Raw genomic sequence first — 25,265 nt, 5'->3', positions numbered from 1 at the left:
ATAATATATTCTGCCATAGAGTTTATAAAATCTATATTATCTATCTTCTCATTTATATCAAAGCCTAAAATAGATAATATAGATTTTTTTATGCTCTTTATTCCTTGTATTTGAGTATCTCTATCATTTATGTATACATCATATATTACATTTAACAGGTTATTTATTATGTCACTATCTTCATAGTCTTTTATCTTTAAATCTATATATCTATCTATACTTTGAATTACTTGTATTCTCTTCATTTCAAATTTAATAACTTCTACTTTTTCCATCTCATATGTAAATTCAATTATCGTTGATTTAATTTTTTGCATCAATTCTTCATACTCTATGTCTTTATTTTCTATAATAGAGTGAATTAATGTATTGTAAATTAAACTAGAAATTAAAAAATCATTCATATATTCATTTTTCTTATTATACAATACATAATACTTTATAACTTTTACAACTTCTTCTTCACTTTTTTTCATGTTTGTATTGGATATTATAACTGGTAATAAAATATTTACTATATTTATATCATCTAGCTTTTCACCATAAAATCTATAATAAAGTAATTCATCTCTTAATCTATTTTTATCTATTTTTACATATCTCTGAGCTAAATCATCAATTAAAGACTTAGTATTCAAGATAATCATATTTTTTATATATTTATCCTCAATGCTAAATGCATTTATATATGCTTTTTTTAATAACTCTTCTTTCATAGATACTACCTTCCTAACCCTCAAACTATTTTATAGTTTTATCAATTAATTAACTTGATATACTTTTATAATATAATAGCTTTGATTTTTAAAAAAAATAGGCAGCTATTAGCTGCCGTAAATGTAGGGGGGGAGTAGAATAGTGTTTATATACTCTACTTCCATATATATCTTTTGATTCTAATAAACTCATATTTCAGAGCCATTTCTTAATTTAATTATACAATACCCCAAATTTAGATGTAAAGTATTATTTTTCGACAAACGCGTATTTACTACATTCTTTCAGGCGCACCCATACCTAATATAGAAAGAGCATTTTCTATAGTTTGTTTTGTAGCTGCAACTAATGCTACTCTAGCTTTTTTAACTTCTATATCATCTACTAATATAGGATTATCATGATAGAACTTATTAAATGCTTGTGCTAAATCTAATACAAATCTTGTTACTATATGTGGTTCATTTTTTCTCATTGATGCTAATATACTATCATTAAATGATGCTATTAATTTTAAAACTTCCGAACTGTCAGCATCACTTAATACGCTATAGTCTACATCTGCAGTTACATCCATGTTAGCTTTTCTTAAAACAGAACAACATCTAGCATGAGTATATTGTACATATGGACCTGTCTCACCTTCAAAGCTTAATGTTCTTTCCCATGAGAAAGTATAGTCTTTTATTCTACTATTAGATAGTTCTTGGAATACTACAGCTCCAACTCCAACTTGTTTAGCTATTTCATCTACATTTTCAGCATTTGGGTTTTTAGCTAACATAGTTTCCTTTGTTTTCTCTATAGCTTGTCTTAATACAGACTCTAAAAATACTACTCTTCCTTTTCTAGTTGACATTGTACCTTCTTCTAATGCTACCATTCCAAATGGAACGTGAACCATATCTTTAGCCCATTCAAATCCTATTAACTCTAAGACTTTAAATAGTTGTTGGAAGTGTAAACTTTGTTGAGATCCAACTACGTATATACACTTTTCAAAATCATAATTTTCTTTTCTGTAAAGTGCAGCAGCTAAGTCTCTAGTCATGTATAATGTTGACCCATCTTTTTTAGTTATAAGCGCTGGTGTCATATTATATTCTTCTAGGTTTACTATGTTTGTTCCCTCAGATTCTTCTAATAATCCTTTATCTTTTATTATATCTATTACTCTATCCATTTTATCTGAATAGAAACTTTCTCCTGCATATGAGTCAAATTCTATATCTAATAAGTCATATACTCTTGAGAATTCTTTTAAACTTTCATCTCTAAACCACTGCCATAAATCTTTAGCTTCTTTATCGTCATTTTCTAATTTAGTAAACCAAGCTCTAGCTTCATCTTCCATTTCTGGATGTTTTTCAGCCTCATCATGGAATTGTATGTACAGTTTTAATAGTTCTGGTATTGGGTTAGATTCAACTGCTTCCTTATTTCCCCATTTTTTGAAAGCTACTATAAGCTTACCAAATTGAGTTCCATAATCTCCAAGGTGATTTACTCTTACTGTGTTGTATCCTTGAGAATCATATATTTTATATAAAGCATTTCCTATAACTGTTGTTCTTATATGTCCTATATGGAAAGGCTTAGCTATATTAGGAGATGAGAAGTCTATAACTACTGTCTTATCTTTTCCTAATTCACTATGTCCGTATTTTTTTCCTTGAGTTAATACATCATTTATAACATTTTTAGCTAATTGAGATTTATTAACGAAAAAGTTAACATATCCTCCCGCTGGTTCAACTTTTGATATAGCATCTTTTGCTTCTATACTTTCAGCTAAATCTGCAGCTATCATATTTGGAGCTTTTCTAAATACCTTTGCTAATCTAAAGCATGGAAATGCGTAATCTCCCATCTCACTATTAGGTGGTATTTCTATTAACCCAACTATTTCTTCTAAAGATAAATCTTCTATTTTTTCTTTTAACGATTTGGCTACTTCTATTTTAAAATCTTGCATATCAGTACTCCTTCCTTATTCTTATAACACTTTATGATAAAACAAATTATACTTTTTTTCAAGTATCTGTCTACTTTTCCAAATCTTTCTCATTGATAATGTGTATTCCTTGATTTTTTAGGATTGCAGCTGTAACACCTTGCCCATTAATTTTTTTTCCTGTAAATGTTCCATCATATATTTTATTACTTCCACAAGACGGACTTCCTTCCTTTAAAATTGCTTCACTACAATTATATAATTGTGCTATTTTTAAAGCTTCTTTAGCACCCTTTATAAAATTTTCTGTTGTGTCTATTCCATCTTTATTTTTAACTTTACATTTACCTGATAAAACATCAAATCCATTTCCATTTTCAATTTCACATGGAATTCTTGGTGTACTTAATCCACCTAATTGTTCAGGGCAAACTAAAACAAATTGTTTGCCCTTTAAATATTTCTTAACTATTTCATGGTTGTTATTATCGCCATCATATTTACAGTTTATTCCTAATAAACACGCTGATACTAATATCATTTTTTATCTCCTTATTTTAAAGTTACTATTGTAACTCCCATACCACCTTCGCCATATTGACCTGGTCTTTGAGATTTTACATGTTTATGTTTTTTTAACATTTCAGTTATTCCACTTTTTAATACTCCTGTTCCTATCCCATGTATAACAGTTACTTTTTCAAGCCCTGCTAAACATGCATCATCAAGGTATTTATCTACCTCTTCTCTAGCTTCTTCTAAAGTCATACCTCTTAAATCCACATCATTTTTAACTCTTCCAGATTTAGATTTTATAACATTTCTAGTAGCCTTTGTAACTGTAGACTTTGGATCTTTTTTAGCTTTTTCTAAAGATTTAAATGGCAAGTTCATTTTCATTATTCCTATTTGAACTACAGCTTCTTTTTTATTATTATCTGCTGTAACTACAGATCCTTGTTGATTTAAAGTTATTACCTTTACTTCATCTCCAGGATTTAATTCTTTTATTTCTCTTGATGATGTTTTTGGAACTATCATACTTTTTACACTTGGTTGTAATGCACCCATAGAATTTGAGATTTCTTTTCTTAATTCTTCTATTTTTCTATTTTTATCTTTAGACATGCTTTCTTGTTCTAATCTTCTAAGCTCTTTTATAACCGCCTCTGTCTCTTCTTTCGCTTGTCTCGTAATTCTAAAGGCTTCTTGCCTAGCTTCTTCTAATAATCGCTCTCTTTGAGCTGCTATTTTATCTAACTTAGATTCATATTCTTCTTTTAGCTCTTGAATTTCTTTTCTTAATCTAGATGCTTCTTCTCTTTCTTCAACAGCTTCTACTCTTGATTTTTCTAAGCTATGAATTACATCTTCAACAGCTATAGTATCTGTATCTATAAACTCTTTAGCTCTATCTATTACATAATCACTTAACCCTAATCTTTTAGATATTGCAAATGCATTAGATTTTCCTGGAACTCCAATGAATAATCTATATGTTGGTCTTAAGTTTTCTAGGTCAAATTCTACTGCTGCATTTTCTACACCCTCTTTAGTAAGTGCATAGTGTTTTATCTCACTGTAGTGAGTAGTCGCTATACATTTAGCTCCTGCCATATTTACATCTTCAAGTATTGCTATTGCAAGTCCTGCACCTTCTACAGGATCTGTTCCAGCTCCTAACTCATCAAATATTACCAATGAGTTTTCAGTTACTTCATTTAATATAGATACTATATTAGTCATATGAGATGAAAATGTAGATAAACTTTGTTCTATACTTTGCTCATCTCCTATATCTGCAAATACATTGTCATAAACGCACATACTCGTTCCATAGTCTGCAGGTATGTGTAACCCACTTTGTACCATAAGCGCAAATAGTCCTACAGTTTTAATCGTAACAGTTTTACCTCCTGTATTAGGCCCTGTTATAACTAATGTATGGAACTCCTCACCTAGTCTTATGTCATTTCCTACCACGCTTTTTCTATCTAATAAAGGATGTCTTCCATTTTTTATATTTATATAATTTTCTTTATTTAGCTTTGGTTCTATACCTTTTAATGCTAATGATAATTTACCTTTTGCAAATGCGAAATCTATCTTTCCTAGAATTTCTTGATTACTTAATATATCATCACTTATCTCTCCAACGATAGCTGATAATTCACTTAGTATTCTTTCTATCTCTTCTTTTTCTTTTAATCTAAATTGTCTAAGTTCATTATTCATCTCAACTATGCTCATAGGCTCTATAAATAAAGTTGCTCCTGATGACGATTGATCGTGAACTATACCTGATACTTGGCCTCTATATTCAGCCTTTACAGGTACTACAAATCTATCTCCTCTTATTGATATAATTGCATCTTGTAAATATTTTTGGTAAGTTGATGAACTGATTATTCCATTTAATTTAGAACGTATAGATTGATTTTTTTGTATTATTTTTCTTCTTAAAGATCTTAATTCACTTGAAGCGCTATCTGAAATTTCCACTTCACTAACTATAGCATTGTATATCTTGTCTTCTACTTCCCTATAAGTATATAGCCCACTTGATAATGCTTGTATTATTGGGTAGTTGAAATCTTCTTCTTCACTTGAAGATAAGTTGTTGTTTAAAAGTCTCGCTACCCTCAAAGTATCTGCTATCATTAATAAACTTCCAGGATCTATAGACGCTCCAACTTTTGCTCTTTTAACTTTATCTTCTACATCATGTAGACCTTGTAGGTTTATTCCACCTTTTTTTATAAGTATCGATTGAGCTTCGCTAGTTTCTTCTAGCATATATTTGACTTCTTCATAGTCTGAACTAGGTACTAATTCATTGATGTATTTTAACCCTAAAGAAGACGAAGCTTTTTCTTTTAATAATGATGTTATCTTATCAAACTCTAAAATTTTCAACGATTTTTTATTCATGCTTCCTCCTAAAGAAATTTTTATGTAAATTTTAAGTGTATTTTATGTAATTTTGTACTATACTATTTATATATTATACATAATCAAATCTATTTTGTGATATATATAATTTAATTTAATTTTTAGCAAGGAGATGTTTTTTATGAACAGTGTTTTAAAAGATTTACAACCTAGTTTAGTTTTTAAGTATTTTGAAGAGATATCTCAAATACCAAGAGGATCAAAAAATGAAAAAGCTATAAGTGACTACTTACGTAATTTTGGTGAAAGCTTAGGGTTAGAAACTATTCAAGATGAAAGTCTAAATATAATAATAAGAAAGCCAGCAACTCCTGGATATGAAAATGCGCCTGGCGTAGTACTTCAAGGTCATATGGATATGGTTTGTGAGAAGAATAAAAGTACTAATCACGATTTTATGAAAGACCCAATCAAATTAAGAATAGATGGAGATTATATATATGCAACTGATACAACTTTAGGTGCTGATAACGGTATAGCTGTTGCTATGGGACTTGCTATACTTGCTTCTAATGATATAGCTCACCCAGCTTTAGAAGTTCTTGTAACTGTTGATGAAGAAGCTGGTATGACTGGTGCAATGGCACTAGATGGTAGTTTAGTAAAAGGAAAATACATATTAAACTTAGACTCAGAAGAAGAGGGTTATCTTTTAGTAAGTTGTGCAGGTGGAGTAACTGCTTTATCAACTTTACCAGTTAACTTTGTAAAACCAGAAACTCCTAGAAAAGCTTATTTATTAGAAATAAAAGGATTACTTGGTGGACACTCTGGTATGGATATAATAAAACAAAGAGGAAATGCTAATAAGTTATTAGGAAGACTTTTAAATTCTTTACATGTTGATTTTGATATTGCAAAGGTTGAAGGCGGTTCTAAAAATAACGCTATCCCTCGTGAAGCTGATTGTGTAATAATGGTTAACAACGATCAAATAGATGAGTTTTTAACTCACGTAAAAGATATAACTAATACATTTAAACATGAATTAAGCACTTCTGATCCAGGACTTGAAATAGTATGTTCTGAAACTAATTCACCTGAATCAATACTTGACTCTACTTCTAAAAATAGAGTTATAAAAATGCTTAACTTAATACCAAATGCTATCCAAACTATGAGTATGGATATAGAAAACCTAGTTGAAAGTTCTACTAACTTAGGTGTTGTTAGAACTACAGATTCTTCAGTTACATTTGAGTGTGCTGTTAGAAGTTCTGTTAAATCACTTAAAGAAGACATAACAAATAGAATGGATCTTTTAATATCTGAGTTTGGTGGAAGTCTTCAATTAATTAGTGACTATCCAGCTTGGGAATATACTAAAGGTTCACAATTAGAAAAAATATGTGTTGAAGCATTTAAAAATCTTACAGGTAAAGATCCTATAATAATGGCTTTACATGCTGGTCTTGAGTGTGGTTTATTACTTGACAAGATGCCTCATGCTGAAGCTATATCATTTGGACCTAATATGTACGATGTTCATACTCCAAATGAGCACTTAAGCATATCTTCAACTGAAAATACATGGAACTACTTAGTAGCAATATTAAAATCTATGAAGTAGTAAAATAAAAAACTCCTCTAAATTAGAGGAGTTTTTTTATTTCAATTTATCTATTGGCTTTTCAGCAACAATTATTATTTGTAATGCAGTTGTAAGTAATGAAGTTTTCTTTCTATACGCCATATATTTACTTTCCCATATATCACAATACTTTTCTTTAAATCTTTTTAATCCTTTAAATGAATAGAAATTTTGTCCATGAGAATATATTTGTGCCGCTATTTTTTCTGATAAAAATGAGTATTTTGATCTACCTACATTAGATAAAGGAGCCATACCCATATTAAATCTTTCATAACCTTGCTCTTTTCCCCATTTAAATAGATTTACAAATATAAAATCCATTATTCCATTGCATGTTTCATGTGAAAAACGCATTAAATCTATTGATAATGTTTTGTTGTTATCATACATAGGCATTAAATTACTAAAGCCTTTTATCTCATATTCATTATTTCTGACTATAGCTATTGGTTGTTTATTTAAATATTCCTTATCAAAGAATCCTATATAGAATCCTTTCTCTTGCCTTCCCCCTAACCATTCATCCGAAACCTCTTTTAATTGATCAAACATTTCATCTGAAAATGGTGGATGTATAATCTCAAATGTATAATTTTCTTTTTCTACTCTAGAAAGTGCATTTCTTACACTTTTCATTTTTCTACCTTCTAGTGTAAAGTTTTTTAAGTCAACTAATCCATCTTCACCTAATTTCATAAACTCATAACCAGTTTCATGTAAATCAGGCATCATAGTTTTATCTATAGCACAGAATACTGGTGAGTACCCATATAAATCAGCTAAATTGTAAAAATTCTCAATAGTATCAAGTACTTTTTCTTTGTTTCCTACTGGATTTCCAAGTATTACTATTTTATCAGCTGATATTTGATATTGAAGTAAAACATCTTTAGTTTCATTTATATATACAAATTTATCTTTTAAATAAATATAGTGTATTAATGGAGATCCTCCAAACTTCTCAATTATATTTTTAACATCGTCTTCACATTCATCTATATGTCTGCGAGGAAAATCATTATCTTTATTTATCTTATAAATCATCCATAATAAAAATATAGCAATTATAAGTCCGCTTATACTTAATCCTAGTAAAGATAATCCATAATGTTTGATAGATTGTATCTTATAGTTTGCAATAGGTAATTTTCCTATTTTCCCATTTAAGTTTGCATAAACTGTGTAAATGTATAAACCTTGGAAAGATAATAGCAAGATTATATCTTGTATAAATACTCCCCATCTCATTACGAAGCTTTCTCTATAAAATTGTTTTTTACCAACCCACAATAAGATTGCAACTATTGCTAGGTAAGCACTTCTATAATACCATGGATCCCTTATAAGAGTAATTACAACTGCTCCAATTATTAATGTTAGTGTTAGTTTATAAATTCCTTTTGATTTATAAATCATTACTCTAGACATTGCAATTAATAAGAATCCTATAACTATAGATATTCTTTGTGGTATATGAACTATCGAAAAACTAGATACTTTATTTAATATAAAAAATTTCCGAGCTAAATCAGGAGTTGCTTCAGTTATTAGCAAACTAACACCTGATAATAATACAAGCAATACTAGCCCTATATGTGCAATTTTTGATAAAGTTGTCATTATTATATCTTTTACATCATCATTTAAGTTCTTAAAGTAGTCTTGAGCATATAATAAAAGTCCTATAAGTAAAGGAATTATATAATATGAAACACGATATAAAAACATTGCTAATAATACCTTTTCTGATGGTACATTTAAAGTTTCTAGACCAAGTATCATCGTTATATCAAATGATCCTATTCCACCTGGAGCCATACTTACAATTGCTGCAACAATTGCAACTACAAATATTGGTAAGAATTTTGCAGCAGGAACTGGTTCTCCTAGAATTCTTATAGTGCTGTATATTAAGAATATCGTAGTAACCCACTCTAAAGCAGATATAATCATTATAATAACAGCATCTTTTATATCTGTTTTTTGATCTGCTGTTGATTTTAAAAATTTAAATACTAAATATATTGATAATATAGGAAAATAAGTGCTTATTAATACTGTCATTATACTTACAAATTGATTTAGTTTTATTTCTCCAAAGTTCGTTATAACATAAACAAAACAAACCATCGAAAATCCCGTAAGGTTTAAAGCAACTATCTTAGATATTTCTTTTACTAATAGCTTTGTATCTTTAACGTGATCTTTATAGAAATTAGTTTTTAGCGCTATTGCTGTACTACCTCCAAATCCAGCTATACTAGCAATAGAGCTTGCTATCCATGAATACTTATATAATTTAAGGTTGTTTAATTTTATTCCAACTCTTTTTTTAAGTATAAAATCATATAAACTTAATGGTAAATAAGATATTATTCCTAATAAAACTATTATTAGCATGTTTGACACTGTTAACTTATCTGCATACCTTTTAAATACATCCATATTAAAGGATTCAAATACATTTTTAAATTCTTTAATTACTACAATGAAAATTGCCAATGCAAAAATTATTTTTAGCCATTTAAACAATTTGTGCTTGTTCATTTATCAAATCCCTCCCTTAGTTTGTATATCAACAGTAATAAACTTGTACATATTTATATATTTTTTTACAAAATCCGCACAAGCAATACACTATATTATAACTTATCTGACTAGTTGCATAAATTAAATTTATAAAATATACTTACACAATTTTAAATTATACCCTAATTTACATAATTTAACAAAAAACTCTCCAAATTTCAATATTTGTGTACATTTTGTGACTTCATTTTATATATTTTTACACAAAAAATTTCTTATGTGTTTAGTTGCATAAAAAAGGATAATATGTAATATTAGTATACATATTATCCTTTTTTATTATTCAACACCTTTATAGTAATGACCGGATGTTAATCCAGTATTTTCAAGCTCTTTATATAATTTTTTAGATTTTATGCCTATATTAAAATCATTTTCTATACACTCTTCAAAAGCTTCAATTATAGACTTTATTTCTTCATTTGATTCAAATGTTAAATCTATTCTAAATACATTTATGCCAGCTTTATTTAATTCACTTAAATCTTCTAATACACATAGTGGTTTAGAATTGTATATACTAGTTCTACAGAAAATATCTTGAGATAATCTATAAGTCCCATCTTTAGCATCTTTTAGTGCATATAAACTCTTGTTGCAAATAGAACTTCTTTTATCTTTTTTACAGTTTCTAACTAAAACTCCCATTGGACAGTATTCACTAATCATAAGAGGTGTATATCCATAAACTATGCTTTCTATTTCACTATCAGTGTACTTTAACATATCTTTTATTTCTGTTAAATTTAACTCTTGAGATAAACAAATCGTATTTGCGCCTTCTGATTTATAGTGATTTATAGTTTCACTATTAAAAGAATTTAAGTAGCTATCTATATATATATCTTTTCCCTTATATAAATTTACACAACCTAAATTTCCAGCTTGTACAGGTACTTTTTCAACCTTATTTAAAATAGCATAATCTTTATTTCTAAGAATTCTAGGAGGAGAGTAGATAAGTTTTATATTATTGTAACAAGCTTCTTTAGCTTCTTTTAATGTGTTTATGTCTTCATAATATACTGCATCTATATCATATAATAACACAGTTTTTAATTGTTCTATATTCTTAACTTTAACTCTTAGTTTTATGTCTTTATCCTCTTTTATAACTTTTGGTGAGTACTTTATAAAAGAATCTTTGAAGTTTCTATTTTTTATAACGACTCTTTCATTACTTAATTTATCTATAGCATCTCTTCTAAGTTGATTTAATATACTTATTGGTAAACTTATATCTTCATCTATATCAACCTCTATATTTCTCAATACATATGCTGTGTTTCCTAGTTTCTTTATTTGAGATACTATTTTTTCCTCACTTAGAGCAACCTTCATAGCTTTCTCTACAAGCTTTTCATTTGTAACAGTTATATCATTTTCATACCCATCTTTTAGTCTAAGTTTTGGAGGTTGTCCAAGCTTTAATTCAATAGTCGCATCTATAGGAATTTTTATATTTTCAACATCTTCTTCAAATGATTTCTTAATAGTATTCAATAAATCACTATCTGATGTTTTATATACGATTTGTCCTTTTTTAGCTTCTCCTATAAAATCTAATTCTATAAGTTCTCCAGCTTCTCCTATATCACTTATTGTATTATTTTGCTTAATAATTCTTCCTATAGTTCCTCCACCTAAGTTAATTCCATCACCTTTTTTAAGTGTATTCTCTAATTTAATTTTTAAGCGTTTAGCTTTTTTATTGTAATCAATTACTTTTCCAATATAAAGTCCTACATTATTAGGTCGATTTGAGTTCATAACATCTTCTCCAACCTCTCCTAATAAATATCCTTTTGTGAACTTTCTATTGAATATAGTATATAAATTGTTCATAGTTTCATTTGATACATTTACTTGATTTTTTTCTAAATATGCATCTATAGTTTTTCTATAACTACTTATTACAGTTGCTACATATTCTGGACGTTTCATTCTTCCTTCAATCTTTAAAGAGTGTACTCCAGCTTCTATAACTCTATCTATTTCCTCTATTGTATTTAAATCCCTAGGGCTTAATAAATAATCGCCTTCTGTATCTATAACTTTGCCTGAATTTATGTCTATTAATTCATACTTTTGTCTACATGGTTGAGCGCATCTACCTCTGTTTCCAGATCTATTTCCTATCATACTGCTCATTAAGCACTGACCTGAATAGCATACACATAATGCTCCATGTACAAATATTTCAATATCAACATCAGTATTTTTACATATATGTTCAATTTCATCTATATTAAGTTCTCTAGCTAAAACAACTCTATCGAATCCAATGTTTTGTAAATATAAAGTATCTTCTAGAGAGTGAGCAACCATTTGTGTACTTGCATGTAATTCAAAGTCTGGTAGTAAACTTTTTATTAGTTTAGCCATTCCTATATCTTGAAGTATAACTGCATCAACATCTATATCATATAAATATTTTATATAATTAAGAAAATCATCTATTTCATATTGTTTTATAAGCGTATTTGCCGTTACAAATACTTTTACATTTCTTATATGCGCATACTTTACAGCTTCTTTTAATTCTTCTCTATCAAAGTTATTTGCTGAGGCTCTAGCACTAAATTCTTTTCCACCTAAATAAACTGCATTTGCTCCATTTTGTACAGCTGCTTTTAACGCATCAAAACTACCTACAGGTGCTAGTAATTCTGTATTCATAACTACCTCCTTATTGTCATTAAAAACTAAAACCTTCAGGTTATTTTTCCTGAAGGTTTCTAAAAGTATTCTATTATTTTAAAAGTTTTCCAGATGCTTTTATATAATTTAACTCTTGTTCTAACTCTATGTTTTTCAACTGTAAATCATATAATTTGTTTTGGAAATCTGAAGCTAACTTTTCAGCTATTTCAGTTTTCTCATTAGCTTCATCTAAATTCTTTTTAAGTTCTTCAATTTCTTCTTTAAGAGGATTCATTCCCTCTAATACATTAACTTTATTTTTTAGTTCTTCATTTAGAGAATCTATTTCATCTTGTTTTTTACCAAGCTCTTCAACTTTATTATTAAGTTCTAACTTTATTTTTTTCATCTCTAGTTGAACTTCTTGGTTAGGTTTTTCTGCTTTTTTAACTAATTCTTTATTCTCTTTAGTTAGCTTATCATTTTCTTCTGAACATTCAAATAGCAAATCAGTAATCGTTAATGCTGATAATATAGCTACTTGAGATGTACTAAGCATTGAATTAGCTTCTGCTATTCTGCTCATTTCTTCATCAACATAATGAGCTATTTTTATCATATAATCTTTAGATTTTTCAGATACCATAGGATATTCAGATCCATGTATCTTTACTGTAACTTTGTTCATCCTAACCCCCCCTACATTTGTTTCTTAATTAATTTGATCTTAAATTCGCATTTAGTTTTTCACTTAGCTCACTTACTATCTTATCATGAACTTTTGCTACGTCTTCATCAGTTAAAGTCTTATCTTTACTTCTGTAAGTTATTGAGTATGCTATAGATTTGTGCCCTTCTTCTATTTGAGCTCCCTTGTAAACATCAAATAATTGATAGCTTTCTAATATATCTGATCCATTAGCTTTTATTATATCTTCTATTTGTTTTACAAACACTTCATCCTTAACTAATAAAGCTATATCTCTAGTAGTTGCTGGATATTTAGGTAATGGATTATAAACTTTAGAATTATTTAAGTTCTCAAATACTAAGTCAATATCTATCTCTGCAACATATACTCTTTGATTTAAATCATAGTTTTCTAGTACATCTGGATGTAGCTCTCCGAATGTCCCTATACATATATTATTATACACTAATTTAGCACATCTTCCAGGGTGGAATGTTAAATTTTTAGTTTCTGGTTCAACTTCGTATCCATCAAATCCAACATTTGTTAATATAGTTTCTACTGCACCTTTTATAGAGAAGAAATCTACTTCTTTTCCGTACATTCCTATAGATAATTTCTTCGTTTCTACAGGTAATCCTTCTTGTGGTCTAAATGTATTTCCACATTCAAAAGCATAAACTTCTTCAACTTTATGAGATAAGTTTGTTGATATTACATCTAACATGTTAGGTATTAAAGTAGTTCTCATAACAGAAGTTTCTTCACCTAAAGGATTTATAATTTTAACAAATTCTCTTCTCTCATCATCTTCAGCTAAGTTTAGCTTATCTACTCCTCTTGGACTTACAAATGAATATGTTAAAATTTCATTTAATCCAACAGCTATAGAATTAGATTTTACATTATCCATAAATTTTTGTTTATTTGTTTTTACTCCTGCTGTAGCATTACCTTCTAAAGTTGCAGATGGTATATTTTCATATCCATATATTCTAGCAACCTCTTCTAATATATCAGCATCTTCACATATATCTAATCTAAAACTTGGTACTTCTAATTCTAACTTATCAGATGAAATTAAATTACACTTAAACTCTAATCTTTCAAGTATATTTATAAATTGATCCATAGGTACATTAACACCTAATAGTTTATTTATTCTTTCTGGGTTAGCAGTTATTTTTTGTACTTCTTCCTTTTTAGGGTAATAATCAAGCATACCATTAAGAACTGTACCGCAACCTAATTCTTCTATTAATTGACAAGCTCTATTTACAGCAGCTTCTGTTAGATTTACATCTATTCCTTTTTCAAATCTTGATGAAGCTTCTGTTCTTAATCCTAATTTTTTAGATGTTGCTCTTATATTTTCCTTTGCAAAACTTGCTCCTTCAAGGAATATAGATGTAGTGTTATCTTTTACTTCAGAGTTTTCTCCTCCCATGATACCAGCTAAATCTAAAGTCTTATCTTGGTTTCCTATAACTAACATATCTGATGTTAATGTTCTTTGGACACCGTCTAATGTAGTAAATTTTTCACCTTCTTGTGCAAGTTTTACTATCATCTTATCATATTTTATATCTTCTAAGTCAAATGCATGAAGTGGTTGACCAAGTTCTAACATAACATAATTAGTTATATCCACTATATTGTTTATAGGTCTCATACCTGCCTCTATAAGTCTTCTTTGCATCCAATATGGAGAAGGCCCTACTTTAACATCTTTAATAACCTTACCACAGTATCTTTTACATAATTCTGTTTGAACATCTATTTCAAACTTCATTTCTTCATCAGATCCATTTACAGTTATTTGTGGATATTTTAACTCTTTCCCTAAAGTTACTGCAGCTTCTCTAGCTATTCCTATTATTGATCTACAGTCAGGTCTATTTGATGTTATTTCAAATTCTATTAAAGCATCATTTATTCCTAATGCTTCTCTTACGTCCATACCTAGTTCAAATGAATCTTGGTGGTCTAATATATATATTCCATCTTTTTTATGTTCTTCTACATATTGAGAAGGTATAGTTAATTCTTCTGCTCCACAGAACATTCCCTCTGAAAGAACTCCTCTTAATTTACCTTTTTTTATTTTAAAATCACCTGGTAGAACAGCTCCTATTCTTGCAACTGGAACATAATCTCCAACATTTATATTTGTAGCATTAGTTACTATTTGAAGTATTTGACCATCAGCCACTTCAACTTTTGTAACCTTTAATCTATCTGCATCTGGATGTTGTTCTATTTCAAGTATTTTACATACTTCAACTCCATTAGTTTCTTTTCCGAAGAACTCTACTTTTTCAACCTTTGAACCAGTCATAGTCATCATATCAGCGAATTCTTGAGTTTCTCTATCTATATCAACGTAGTCTCTAAGCCATTTTAAAGGTACTAACATATCAAATCCTCCTAATTAAAATTGATTTAAAAATCTCATATCATTTTCGAATAATAGTCTTATGTCATCTATTTCATACTTAAGCATTGTTATTCTATCAAGACCCATACCAAAAGCAAATCCACTATAAACTTCAGGGTCTATTCCACAGTTTCTTAATACATTTGGATGTACCATACCAGCTCCTAATATTTCTATCCAACCTTCACCTTTACACATCTGACATCCTGCGCCTTGACACTTAAAGCAAGTAACATCTACTTCTGCACTTGGCTCTGTGAATGGGAAGTTGTGTGGTCTAAATTTAGTTTTAGTATGTTCTCCAAATAACTTCTTAACAAACATATCTAATGTTCCTTTTAATTGAGCCATAGTAACATCTTTTCCGACTACAAGCCCTTCTATTTGATGGAACATTGGTGAATGTGTTGCATCTGGAGCATCAAATCTAAAACATCTACCTGGAGATATTATTTTTATTGGTAACTCTTCATTTTTCATTGTTCTAACTTGAACTGGAGATGTTTGAGTTCTAAGTAATAATTCATCATTTATATAGAATGTATCACTCATATCTCTAGATGGATGGTCTTTTGGTGCATTTAATGCATCAAAGTTATTTTCAACTGTTTCAACTTCTGGTCCTTCTGCTATCGAGAATCCCATTCCTATAAATATTTCATTTACTTCATCTATAATTTGAGATATAGGATGTTTTTTACCTACTTTAAATTCTTTAGCTGGCATAGTTACATCTAAAACTTCTTCAGCTAATTTTCTTTGCTTTTCAATATTTTTTAATTCATCTTTTTTAGTACTTATAGCAGTATCTATCGCTTCTCTAACTTCGTTAGCAACCTTTCCTATTACAGGTCTTTCTTCAGCTGATAATTTACCCATTTCTTTTAATATAGATGTTATTTCACCTTTTTTTCCTAAGTACTTAACTCTTAAAGACTCTATTTGCTCTATATCTTGCATGTCTTTTATTTCACTTAATGCTGCTTGTTGTAAATTAAGTAGTTTTTCTTGCACTATATTCACCCTTTCACTTTAATTTTTATACATCAAAAAAAGCCCTTCATCCCTATCTAGGGACGAAAGGCTATTGTTTCGCGGTACCACCCTAGTAGCTTGATTTATTAAAAATAATTCAAACCACTCGAAAAACGTAACGTGTTTTAAACGTCATAACCTACTTAAATTTCAGCCATGATACTCCAGAGGGAACTTCTTTTAATAACTTAGAAAGTACTTTCAGCCTAGGTACTTATCTCTGCGCTAAGGACTATTAAAATACTTTTCTCTTTCATAGTATTTTAAATATTAAACTTTGATTGTAAATTATATCATATATAGTGTGAATTTTCAATACAACTCTATTATATCATATATTTTTTGATTTCATACATAAGTATAGCTGAGCTTATAGCTGCATTTAAAGATTCAGCTTTTCCGTATATAGGTATTTTAACTAGTATATCTGATTCTTCTATAAGTTCATCATTAACACCATTAGCTTCATTACCTATAACAAGAGCTGTTTTATAGTTATATTCTACTCCATCATAAAAGTTATTTGTATTTAAATAACTTGATACAATATCAAATTTCCTATCTTTTAGTTCTTTTAATGCTTCCTCTTGAGTCATATTTATTATTTTCATATCAAATATTGACCCCATTGTAGATCTCGTAACTTTACTATTATATATATCTACACAACCTTTTAAGTTTATTATAGCATCTACACCTGCTGCATCTGCTGTTCTTATTATAGTCCCCATATTCCCTGGGTCTTGTATTCTATCTAAAATTAATACAAATCTGCAATTTTCATCTAAAATATCTTGAATATTATTTTTTTGTATACCAACAACTCCAACTATACCTTGAGTGCTTTCTGTATCTATAAACTCATTAAATATCTTATTTGTAGTTTTGTATACTTTTATATTTTTACTTTCTAAAACTTTTAAGAATTCAACATGTTCTTCTTTAGTCTCAAAATTTTCATTTATAAATACATATTGCAAATCTGCACTACAATCTATAGCTTGAGTTAAAATTCTAAATCCTTCTATTAAAAATTTAGACTCTTTTAATCTATTTTTGCTTTTTAAAAGAGATTTAGTTAATTTAACTTTTTCATTATCCTTACTACTTATCGATACTATCATTTTTTATTTTCTCCTAAATGAAAAGTCACTATCTGCTGTTATTGTACTTATTTTACTGTTTTGACCTATAACAACTAATATACTTCCTGCATTTAATTTTTCTTCTGGAGATGGTGTAACATTTATAGTTTTATCACACTTTATAGCTAATACTGTTATTTCATATTTAGCTCTTAAATCTAATTCTATTAATGTCTTACCTTCCCATTCTCTAGGTGTAACAATTTCAACTATAGAATAGTCTGGATCTAACTCTATATGGTCTAATATATTATTTGAAACTAAATTATGTGCTACTCTAACTCCCATATCTCTTTCAGGGAATACAACTCTATCAGCACCTATTTTATATAAAACTTTAGCTTGTAGTTCATCTTTTGCCTTACATACAATTTGCTCTACACCCATTTCCTTAGCTATTAAAGTAGCCATTATAGAAGCTCTTATATCTGAACCTATCGCAATTATTGCTACATCAAAATTTCCCATACCTAAAGCTCTTAGTGCTTGTTCATCCGTAACATCTACAATCGCTGCATGTGTAACTTTTTCAGATATAGCTTGTACTGCATCATCACTTTTATCTATTGCCATTACTTGATGTCCTAGTAAATGCATTGTAGTTGCTACTGACGATCCAAATCTTCCACAACCTATAACTATATATTGTTTCATACCTGTTCTCTCCTAACTTTCTATCCTACTATAATTTTACCTTCAGGGAATCTTATAACTTGTTTTTTAACAGAATTTTTAGCAACCAATGCTATAAATATAGTTAAGAATCCTACTCTTCCCATAAACATATACATCATTATTACTATTTTACCAAATACGTTTAAATTAGGACTTCCTCCTATACTTGAACCTACTGTTGCAAATGCTGATGCAACCTCAAATGCTGATTCTATTAAATCAAAAGATTCTTGTGTTAAGTTTATAATTAAAATCCCTACAAATACAACTAATATTCCTATAAAGAATATTGCTATAGACTTTCTTACTGCATTAATCCCGACTCTTCTTTCAAATACTTCTATATCTTCTCTTTCAAATATAAAGCTTCTTACAGCAAGTACTATAGTTGCAATAGTTGTAGTTTTTATACCTCCACCTGTAGAACAAGGTGATGCTCCTATAAACATTAAAATAATCATTATAAATAAACTGCCCTGATGCATAGATGCTAAGTCTATAGTATTAAATCCAGCAGTTCTCGGTGTAATTGATTGGAATAATGATCCTAATAGTTTACCTTTTAATGAAAGATCTCCTAGTGTTTTAGGATTTGAATATTCTATAAATAATATAAATACCATACCAGTAATTATTAATGTTGCCGTTGTTATTAATACTACTTTTGAATGTATATTTAATTTAGATGGTTTTTTATTTTTTACTACATCTAAAATTACCGGGAATCCTATACCTCCAAGCACTATAAGCGCTGAGATAGTAAGACTTACCGTTATATTATTTACATATTTTGTAATTGAAGTAAATGGTCCGCTTATATTCCCCATAAGGTCAAATCCAGCATTACAGAATGCTGAAATAGCATGGAAAATACTAAACCATATCCCTTTAACTAAACCAAATTCAGGTATAAATACTGTTGATAATATTAACGCTCCAAATCCTTCTATAACAAAAGTCATCAATAATACATATCTAGTTAGTTTAACTAATCCAGATAGGTCAATTTGATTTAATGCCTCTTGTATAAGAAGTCTTTCTTTCAGATTTATCCTTTTTTTAGTTATTAATGCAAATAAAGTTGTTATTGTCATAAATCCTAAACCACCGACTTGAATTAATGCAATTATTACAATTTGTCCAAATAAGTTCCAATGTGTAGCTGTATCTACTACTACTAAACCTGTTACACAGACCGCAGACGTAGACGTAAATAAAGCATCTACAAATGGAGTAGATTCTCCCGTGTTTGTAGCAATAGGAAGTGTAAGTAGTATCGCTCCTATTAATATAACAGTAGCAAAACCAATTACCATTATTTGAGGTGGATTTAATTTATTAATCGGCTTTTTAATCTTTAAAATAAACTCTTTCACCTACTTTATCTCCTCCTGTATATATTATAATTAAATCTTCATTTTGTATAACTATATTATTGTGCTTATAACAATAATAAAATACATTATATACTTAGTTTTTAAATATATCTATACTTAAATGGAAATTTGTAATTTTAAAAATATTTATTATATCTTTACATAAATTTAACATATGTAACTTTTCTCATTTGATAAAAATTTCACTTTATTTTATATGCAAGTTAAATTGATTTTCCAGCAATTTTTTGTTTAATCTAATGTTTAAATGCATAAAAAAAACTCTGAGTCAAAACCCAGAGTTTTATATAATTAAGCTAATTTTGATTTAGCAACTTCTACTAATTTAGCGAATCCTTGAGGATCGTTTATAGCCATTTCAGATAACATTTTTCTGTTAACTTCAACACCTGCTAATTTTAATCCGTTCATAAATCTTGAATAAGACATTCCGTTAGCTCTAGTAGCTGCATTTATTCTTTGTATCCAAAGTTTTCTGAAATCTCTCTTCTTTAATTTTCTACCAACATAAGCGTGCTTTAATGCTTTCATTACAAACTCGTTAGCTGGTCTGTATAATTTACTTCTTGATCCTCTGTAACCTTTTGCAAGTTTTAATACTTTCTTATGCTTCTTACGAGCGTTCATAGCTTTTTTAACTCTTGCCATCGTCGTAACCTCCTTCGTTTCTCTGTTCTAAATAATTTTTATCTATTTGTATTCGATCTTATAAGTATGGTAATAATTGTGCTATTCTTCTAGCATCACCTTCACTAACTACTCCAGACTTTCTTAATTGCATTTTAGTCTTAGCATCTTTCTTAGTTAGTATATGTCTTCTGAAAGCTTTACCTCTCTTTAATTTTCCACTAGCAGTCTTTTTGAATCTCTTAGCTGCTCCTCTATGAGTTTTCATTTTAGGCATATTAATATCCTCCTCTCAAATGTATATCTATTTTTTTGGATCTATCATTACAACCATGTTATTACCCTCAAATGCAGGGGCTTTTGTTGGTTCTCCAAACTCTTTTACTAGGTCTATAAACTTAAGCATTACTTGTTTTCCTAAATCCTTATGCCCTAGTTCTCTACCTCTAAATCTAAGTTCAACCTTAACTTTGTCTCCTTTTTTAAGGAATTTAATAGCATTATTTGCTTTTGTATTTATGTCGTTTTCTTCTATACCTGGTCTTAATCTAACTTCTTTTACAGTTACGACCTTTTGCTTCTTCTTAGATTCTTTTTCTTTTCTAGATTGTTCATATTTATATTTACCATAATCCATTAACTTGCATACTGGTGGGTTCGCATTAGGTGATATTTTTACTAAATCTAAATTCTTCTCGTTTGCCATTAATTGTGCATCTCTAGAAGTCATTATTCCAAGTTGCTCACCAGTTTCTGAAAGAACTCTTATTTCCTTATCTCTTATCTCATCATTGATTGCTAATTCCTTACTAATAGTAGGACACCTCCAATTTTATATTAAAAAAGGCGAATGATATCATCATCCGCCATATAAGTTACTACAATTAATAAAACGCTTAAATCTTAACTTATATTTACCTTACTAACTTTATTGTTGTAAGGTGAGAAGCGGACTTCTTCTTGTTTTTTATTACTCTATATACTATACCATCAGTTTAAATAAGTGTCAATTATTTTTTTAATTTTATAATTAATTATTAGATTTATGGACATACTTTTAATGAATTAAATATTTTTAATTTGAAAAATATAAAAATTTAATAATATTAATTTGAAAATCGGCAAATATATGTAATAACAACAATTTTTATAACTGAGGTGTTTGACTATGAAAATGTTAAATAATTTTTTTAAGAAAATCAACAACCCTGCGCCTGCGTTTAATCAGACAAAAATGGAAAAAGAAACTTCTAATGACAACTCTGATTCAACTAAGCCTAAAACAACATTTAATGATGTTGCTGGATTAGAAGAGGTTAAAGAAGAACTATTTGAAATAGTTGATTTTATGAAAAACCCAACAAAGTATCAAAAAATGGGTGCTAAAATTCCTAAAGGTGTTTTATTCTATGGACCTCCTGGTACAGGTAAAACATTGCTTGCATCAGCTATGGCTGGTGAAACGAACGCATCATTTTTCAATGTAACAGGATCTGAATTCGTTGAAAAATATGTTGGTGTAGGGGCAAAAAGAGTTAGAACATTGTTTGAAAAGGCTAGAAAAGAAGCCCCTAGTATAATATTTATAGATGAAATTGACGCAATAGGAGCCAAAAGACATCTAGAAAGTAATAATGAAAAGGATCAAACATTAAACCAACTTCTTGTTGAGATGGATGGATTTAATAAAGATTCTAACATACTTATAGTAGGTTCAACTAATAGACTAGACTTATTAGATGATGCATTACTTAGACCAGGTAGATTTGACAGACATGTCCATATAGGAGAACCTAATTATCACACTAGATTAGAAATACTAAAAGTTCATACTAAAAACAAACCAATTGATAACTCCGTAGACTTAAACTTATTAGCTAAAAAAACTCACGGGTTCAATGGTGCTCACTTAGCAAATATAGCAAATGAAGCTGCTATATTTGCAGTAAGAGAAAGCAGCGAAAATATCAATAGTATTCATTTTGACAAAGCTATTGAAAGAGTTATCGCTGGACTTGAATCAAAAAATTCAAAACTTATTGAAAAAGAAAAACGTATAGTGTCTTACCACGAAGCTGGTCATGCTTTAGTTAGTAATACATTAGGTATAAACCCTATACAAAAAATATCTATAATACCTCGAGGTCAAGCACTAGGATATGTACTTCAACTTCCAGATGAAGATAGATATATTTATACTAAAGATGAACTTTTAGGAAAAATTAAAATCTTACTTGCAGGTAAAGCTGCTGAAGAAATAATATTTGGTCATAAATCTACAGGAGCTAAGGATGACTTAAAAAAAGTAACTGATATAGCAACTCAAATGGTTTGTGACTATGGTATGAGTAATCTTGGAGCTATGACTATAGATCAAAATCAAAAAAGCTTTTTATCAAAACAAATCCAAGAAGAAACTACTAGTATAATAGACTCTTGTTATGAAGAAACTCTTAATCTTCTAAACTCAAGTTTAAATGACCTTCATTTAGTTTCTCAACATCTATTTGACAAAGAAACTATGACTCACGAAGAGTTAAAAAATATAATAAGAAAAGAATGTGTATAAAAAAAAGTTAGCCTTAAAGGCTAACTTTTTTATTGTTTATTATGCTTGAATTACATTAGTTCTTTCTTCTACTTCTTTTAATACATTTGCAATAAATGCATCTATATCCATTGCACCCATTTCTCCATTATCTCTTGATCTTACAGAAACTTTCTTTTCATTAACTTCTTTTTCTCCAACCACTAACATGTAAGGAACTTTTTGAAGTTGAGCCTCTCTTATTTTATATCCGATTTTTTCAGCTCTATCATCAAGTTCTACTCTTATACCTTTATCAAATAATGCATTTTTAACTTCTTCTGCATATTCTTTAAATCTATCAGATACTAGTAATATTTTAGCTTGAACCGGAGATATCCAAGTTGGGAATTTACCAGCATAATGTTCTATTAATATACCTATAAATCTTTCTATACTTCCTAATGCAACTCTATGGATCATAACAGGTCTATGTTTTTCCCCATCTTCGCCTACATAACTAATATCAAATCTTTGTGGTAATTGCATATCTAATTGTATAGTTCCACATTGCCAAGTTCTTCCTAAGCAATCTTTTAAGTGGAAGTCTATCTTAGGACCATAGAATGCTCCATCTCCTTCATTTATTACATAAGGTAGATTTAATTCTTCTAAAGCTTCTCTTAATCCGTTTTCAGCTGCTTCCCACTCTTCATCTGTTCCCATTGAATCTTCTGGTCTAGTTGATAACTCTAAGTGATATTCAAATCCAAATGCAGAATACACCTTATCTATTAATGAAACAACACCTTTTATTTCATCTTTTATTTGCTCTGGTAGCATGAATATATGTGCATCATCTTGAGTAAATGCTCTAACTCTCTTAAGACCATTTAAAGCTCCAGATAATTCATGTCTATGAACTCTTCCTAACTCAGCCACTCTCATAGGGAAATCTTTGTATGAATGTTGCTTAAAGTTATAGTATAACATACCACCTGGGCAGTTCATTGGTTTTATAGCAAATTGCATATCATCTATATCTACAGTGTACATGTTTTCTTTATAGTGATACCAGTGTCCTGAAGTTTCCCATAATTTTTGGTTTAATATTATAGGAGTTTCTATCTCTACATATCCGTCTTTTCTGTGTAGCTCTCTCCAGAATTTTAATAATTCATTTTTAAGTTCCATACCTTTTGGTAAGAATAATGGAAATCCTGGCCCTTCTTCTGGTATGAAGAATAATTCTAATTCTCTACCTAATTTTCTATGGTCTCTTTTCTTAGCTTCTTCTACTAAGTGTAAGTATGCTTCTAAATCTTTATTCTTTTCAAAAGATGTTCCATATATTCTTTGTAACATCTTATTTTTTTCATCTCCACGCCAGTAAGCCCCTGTTACGTTTTGAAGTCTTATAGCTTTAACCTTTTTAGTAGAAGATAAATGTGGCCCTCTACATAAATCTGTAAAATCTCCTTGTTTATAGAAAGATATAATTTCTCCTTCAGGTAGTTCTGATATAAGTTCTACCTTATAGTTTTCCCCTTGTTCTTCCATTAACTTTATAGCATCTTCTCTACTTAATTCAAATCTCTCTATAGCTAAATCTTCTTTAGCTATTTTTTTCATTTCAGCTTCTATCTTTTCTAAATCCTCTGGAGTTAATCTGTACTCTAAATCTATATCATAGTAGAATCCATTTTCAATACTTGGCCCTATAGCTAATTTAGCTTCAGGGTATAGTCTTTTTATAGCTTGTGCTAGCATGTGAGCAGATGTATGTCTGAACACATCTTTTCCTTCTTCATCATCAAATTTAAATAAATTTAATTCGCAATCTTCATTAACTTCGAAATCTAACCCAACAACCTCTTCATTAACAGATGCAGCTACTATACTTCTAGCTAATCCTTCACTTATCGATTTAGCAATATCCATAACTGTAGTACCTTTAGAGTACTCCTTTACAGATCCGTCTTTTAAAGTAACTTTTATCATGACCTTACCTCCTTAATTTTTTTGTATAAAATAAAAAAACTCGGCCCATGAAAATCATGGGACGAGTAACATTCGCGGTTCCACCCAAGTTGGCATGTTATAAACATTGCCCTCTTGATGACTATAAGGTTGTCAACCGAGTACTTTTACTTATAAGCGCTTATAAGCTACTAAACTCTGCTCCAAGGTAGTTTTCAAATAGTCATTTTTAGATATACTTTCAGCCTATGATATATCCTCTCTGAAAATTGTTTCTATTTTACTCTTCCTTTTCATAGCAA

At 29.2% G+C, this 25,265-nt stretch carries 18 protein-coding genes and 2 other annotated features (1 of these 20 cut by a window edge); of the genes, 2 read left to right on the top strand and 16 right to left on the bottom strand.

Annotated features, from left to right (window positions below; genetic code table 11):
* From RWY47_RS00400 to RWY47_RS00415, 4 genes are all read right to left on the bottom strand, one after another.
* A partial coding sequence (locus RWY47_RS00400) for a hypothetical protein (RefSeq protein ID WP_316030203.1) occupies positions 1-716 on the bottom strand: 716 nt, incomplete at its 3' end.
* A gap of 275 nt (positions 717-991) precedes the next feature.
* A complete protein-coding gene (argS, locus tag RWY47_RS00405) occupies positions 992-2,692 on the bottom strand; it encodes an arginine--tRNA ligase (protein ID WP_150841922.1) in 1,701 nt (566 codons plus the stop codon).
* A 70-nt stretch (positions 2,693-2,762) separates the two neighbouring features.
* Complete coding sequence (locus RWY47_RS00410; protein ID WP_024619978.1) at positions 2,763-3,212, bottom strand: DUF523 domain-containing protein; 450 nt, start codon at positions 3,210-3,212, stop codon at positions 2,763-2,765.
* Positions 3,213-3,223: 11 nt separating this feature from the next.
* Positions 3,224-5,602, bottom strand: coding sequence for an endonuclease MutS2 (locus tag RWY47_RS00415; protein ID WP_224170643.1), 2,379 nt, complete (start codon positions 5,600-5,602; stop codon positions 3,224-3,226).
* Between the two features lie 142 nt (positions 5,603-5,744).
* Here RWY47_RS00415 and RWY47_RS00420 point away from each other — a divergent pair, with 142 nt between their 5' ends.
* Positions 5,745-7,193, top strand: a complete 1,449-nt coding sequence (locus RWY47_RS00420) for an aminoacyl-histidine dipeptidase (protein WP_150841920.1) — start codon at positions 5,745-5,747, stop codon at positions 7,191-7,193.
* A gap of 36 nt (positions 7,194-7,229) precedes the next feature.
* On the opposite strand, the gene mprF is transcribed toward RWY47_RS00420, so the two are convergent.
* From mprF to infC, 11 genes are all read right to left on the bottom strand, one after another.
* Entirely contained in the window at positions 7,230-9,764 is a 2,535-nt protein-coding gene (gene mprF / locus RWY47_RS00425; protein ID WP_224170642.1) for a bifunctional lysylphosphatidylglycerol flippase/synthetase MprF, read from the bottom strand.
* A gap of 321 nt (positions 9,765-10,085) precedes the next feature.
* Positions 10,086-12,485, bottom strand: coding sequence for a DUF3656 domain-containing U32 family peptidase (locus RWY47_RS00430; RefSeq protein WP_224170641.1), 2,400 nt, complete (start codon positions 12,483-12,485; stop codon positions 10,086-10,088).
* Positions 12,486-12,558: 73 nt separating this feature from the next.
* A complete protein-coding gene (gene zapA / locus RWY47_RS00435; protein WP_021428492.1) occupies positions 12,559-13,137 on the bottom strand; it encodes a cell division protein ZapA in 579 nt (192 codons plus the stop codon).
* 28 nt (positions 13,138-13,165) lie between these two features.
* Positions 13,166-15,556 (bottom strand): phenylalanine--tRNA ligase subunit beta, encoded by a 2,391-nt coding sequence (gene pheT / locus RWY47_RS00440; protein WP_021428416.1) that lies wholly within the window; start codon positions 15,554-15,556, stop codon positions 13,166-13,168.
* 15 nt (positions 15,557-15,571) lie between these two features.
* Positions 15,572-16,591 carry a phenylalanine--tRNA ligase subunit alpha gene (pheS, locus tag RWY47_RS00445; protein WP_021428375.1) on the bottom strand — a complete coding sequence of 340 codons (1,020 nt, stop codon included), beginning with the start codon at positions 16,589-16,591 and terminating at the stop codon, positions 15,572-15,574.
* Positions 16,592-16,646: 55 nt separating this feature from the next.
* Positions 16,647-16,878: a binding site (T-box leader), on the bottom strand.
* 60 nt (positions 16,879-16,938) lie between these two features.
* The gene (locus RWY47_RS00450) at positions 16,939-17,736 is read right to left on the bottom strand and encodes a TrmH family RNA methyltransferase (RefSeq protein ID WP_220795989.1); all 798 of its coding nucleotides are present in this window, start codon (positions 17,734-17,736) and stop codon (positions 16,939-16,941) included.
* A 3-nt stretch (positions 17,737-17,739) separates the two neighbouring features.
* Entirely contained in the window at positions 17,740-18,411 is a 672-nt protein-coding gene (locus RWY47_RS00455) for a potassium channel family protein (protein ID WP_021428431.1), read from the bottom strand.
* Between the two features lie 20 nt (positions 18,412-18,431).
* Positions 18,432-19,808, bottom strand: coding sequence for a TrkH family potassium uptake protein (locus RWY47_RS00460; RefSeq protein ID WP_021428477.1), 1,377 nt, complete (start codon positions 19,806-19,808; stop codon positions 18,432-18,434).
* Positions 19,809-20,120: 312 nt separating this feature from the next.
* Positions 20,121-20,477 carry a 50S ribosomal protein L20 gene (rplT, locus tag RWY47_RS00465; RefSeq protein ID WP_021428465.1) on the bottom strand — a complete coding sequence of 119 codons (357 nt, stop codon included), beginning with the start codon at positions 20,475-20,477 and terminating at the stop codon, positions 20,121-20,123.
* A 58-nt stretch (positions 20,478-20,535) separates the two neighbouring features.
* Positions 20,536-20,733, bottom strand: a complete 198-nt coding sequence (gene rpmI, locus RWY47_RS00470) for a 50S ribosomal protein L35 (RefSeq protein ID WP_021428430.1) — start codon at positions 20,731-20,733, stop codon at positions 20,536-20,538.
* A 27-nt stretch (positions 20,734-20,760) separates the two neighbouring features.
* Positions 20,761-21,252: a translation initiation factor IF-3 gene (gene infC, locus RWY47_RS00475; protein ID WP_332840782.1), complete on the bottom strand. Its 492-nt coding sequence runs from the start codon at positions 21,250-21,252 to the stop codon at positions 20,761-20,763.
* A 372-nt stretch (positions 21,253-21,624) separates the two neighbouring features.
* On the opposite strand from infC, the gene RWY47_RS00480 reads away from it, so the two are divergent.
* Positions 21,625-23,025: an ATP-dependent metallopeptidase FtsH/Yme1/Tma family protein gene (locus RWY47_RS00480; protein WP_021428474.1), complete on the top strand. Its 1,401-nt coding sequence runs from the start codon at positions 21,625-21,627 to the stop codon at positions 23,023-23,025.
* 39 nt (positions 23,026-23,064) lie between these two features.
* Here RWY47_RS00480 and thrS read toward each other — a convergent pair whose 3' ends face one another.
* Positions 23,065-24,984: a threonine--tRNA ligase gene (gene thrS / locus RWY47_RS00485; RefSeq protein ID WP_224170640.1), complete on the bottom strand. Its 1,920-nt coding sequence runs from the start codon at positions 24,982-24,984 to the stop codon at positions 23,065-23,067.
* A gap of 54 nt (positions 24,985-25,038) precedes the next feature.
* Positions 25,039-25,265 (bottom strand) — a binding site (T-box leader); it runs 4 nt beyond the window's last position.

The sequence above is a fragment of the Paraclostridium sp. MRS3W1 genome, assembly GCF_032465715.1.
Taxonomy (GTDB): domain Bacteria; phylum Bacillota; class Clostridia; order Peptostreptococcales; family Peptostreptococcaceae; genus Paraclostridium; species Paraclostridium dentum.
Note: the sequence above shows the minus strand (reverse complement) of the source record. Positions and strands in the feature narration are given on the sequence as shown.

What these genes read in the sequence shown, in the direction of transcription:
- zapA (WP_021428492.1), bottom strand. Translation starts at nt 13,137, where the DNA reads ATGAACAAAGTTACAGTAAAGATACATGGATCTGAATATCCTATGGTA.
- RWY47_RS00430 (WP_224170641.1), bottom strand. Translation starts at nt 12,485, where the DNA reads ATGAATACAGAATTACTAGCACCTGTAGGTAGTTTTGATGCGTTAAAA.
- RWY47_RS00450 (WP_220795989.1), bottom strand. Translation starts at nt 17,736, where the DNA reads ATGATAGTATCGATAAGTAGTAAGGATAATGAAAAAGTTAAATTAACT.
- argS (WP_150841922.1), bottom strand. Translation starts at nt 2,692, where the DNA reads ATGCAAGATTTTAAAATAGAAGTAGCCAAATCGTTAAAAGAAAAAATA.
- mprF (WP_224170642.1), bottom strand. Translation starts at nt 9,764, where the DNA reads ATGAACAAGCACAAATTGTTTAAATGGCTAAAAATAATTTTTGCATTG.
- RWY47_RS00455 (WP_021428431.1), bottom strand. Translation starts at nt 18,411, where the DNA reads ATGAAACAATATATAGTTATAGGTTGTGGAAGATTTGGATCGTCAGTA.
- RWY47_RS00420 (WP_150841920.1), top strand. Translation starts at nt 5,745, where the DNA reads ATGAACAGTGTTTTAAAAGATTTACAACCTAGTTTAGTTTTTAAGTAT.
- rplT (WP_021428465.1), bottom strand. Translation starts at nt 20,477, where the DNA reads ATGGCAAGAGTTAAAAAAGCTATGAACGCTCGTAAGAAGCATAAGAAA.
- rpmI (WP_021428430.1), bottom strand. Translation starts at nt 20,733, where the DNA reads ATGCCTAAAATGAAAACTCATAGAGGAGCAGCTAAGAGATTCAAAAAG.
- thrS (WP_224170640.1), bottom strand. Translation starts at nt 24,984, where the DNA reads ATGATAAAAGTTACTTTAAAAGACGGATCTGTAAAGGAGTACTCTAAA.
- RWY47_RS00415 (WP_224170643.1), bottom strand. Translation starts at nt 5,602, where the DNA reads ATGAATAAAAAATCGTTGAAAATTTTAGAGTTTGATAAGATAACATCA.
- RWY47_RS00480 (WP_021428474.1), top strand. Translation starts at nt 21,625, where the DNA reads ATGAAAATGTTAAATAATTTTTTTAAGAAAATCAACAACCCTGCGCCT.
- RWY47_RS00410 (WP_024619978.1), bottom strand. Translation starts at nt 3,212, where the DNA reads ATGATATTAGTATCAGCGTGTTTATTAGGAATAAACTGTAAATATGAT.
- pheT (WP_021428416.1), bottom strand. Translation starts at nt 15,556, where the DNA reads ATGTTAGTACCTTTAAAATGGCTTAGAGACTACGTTGATATAGATAGA.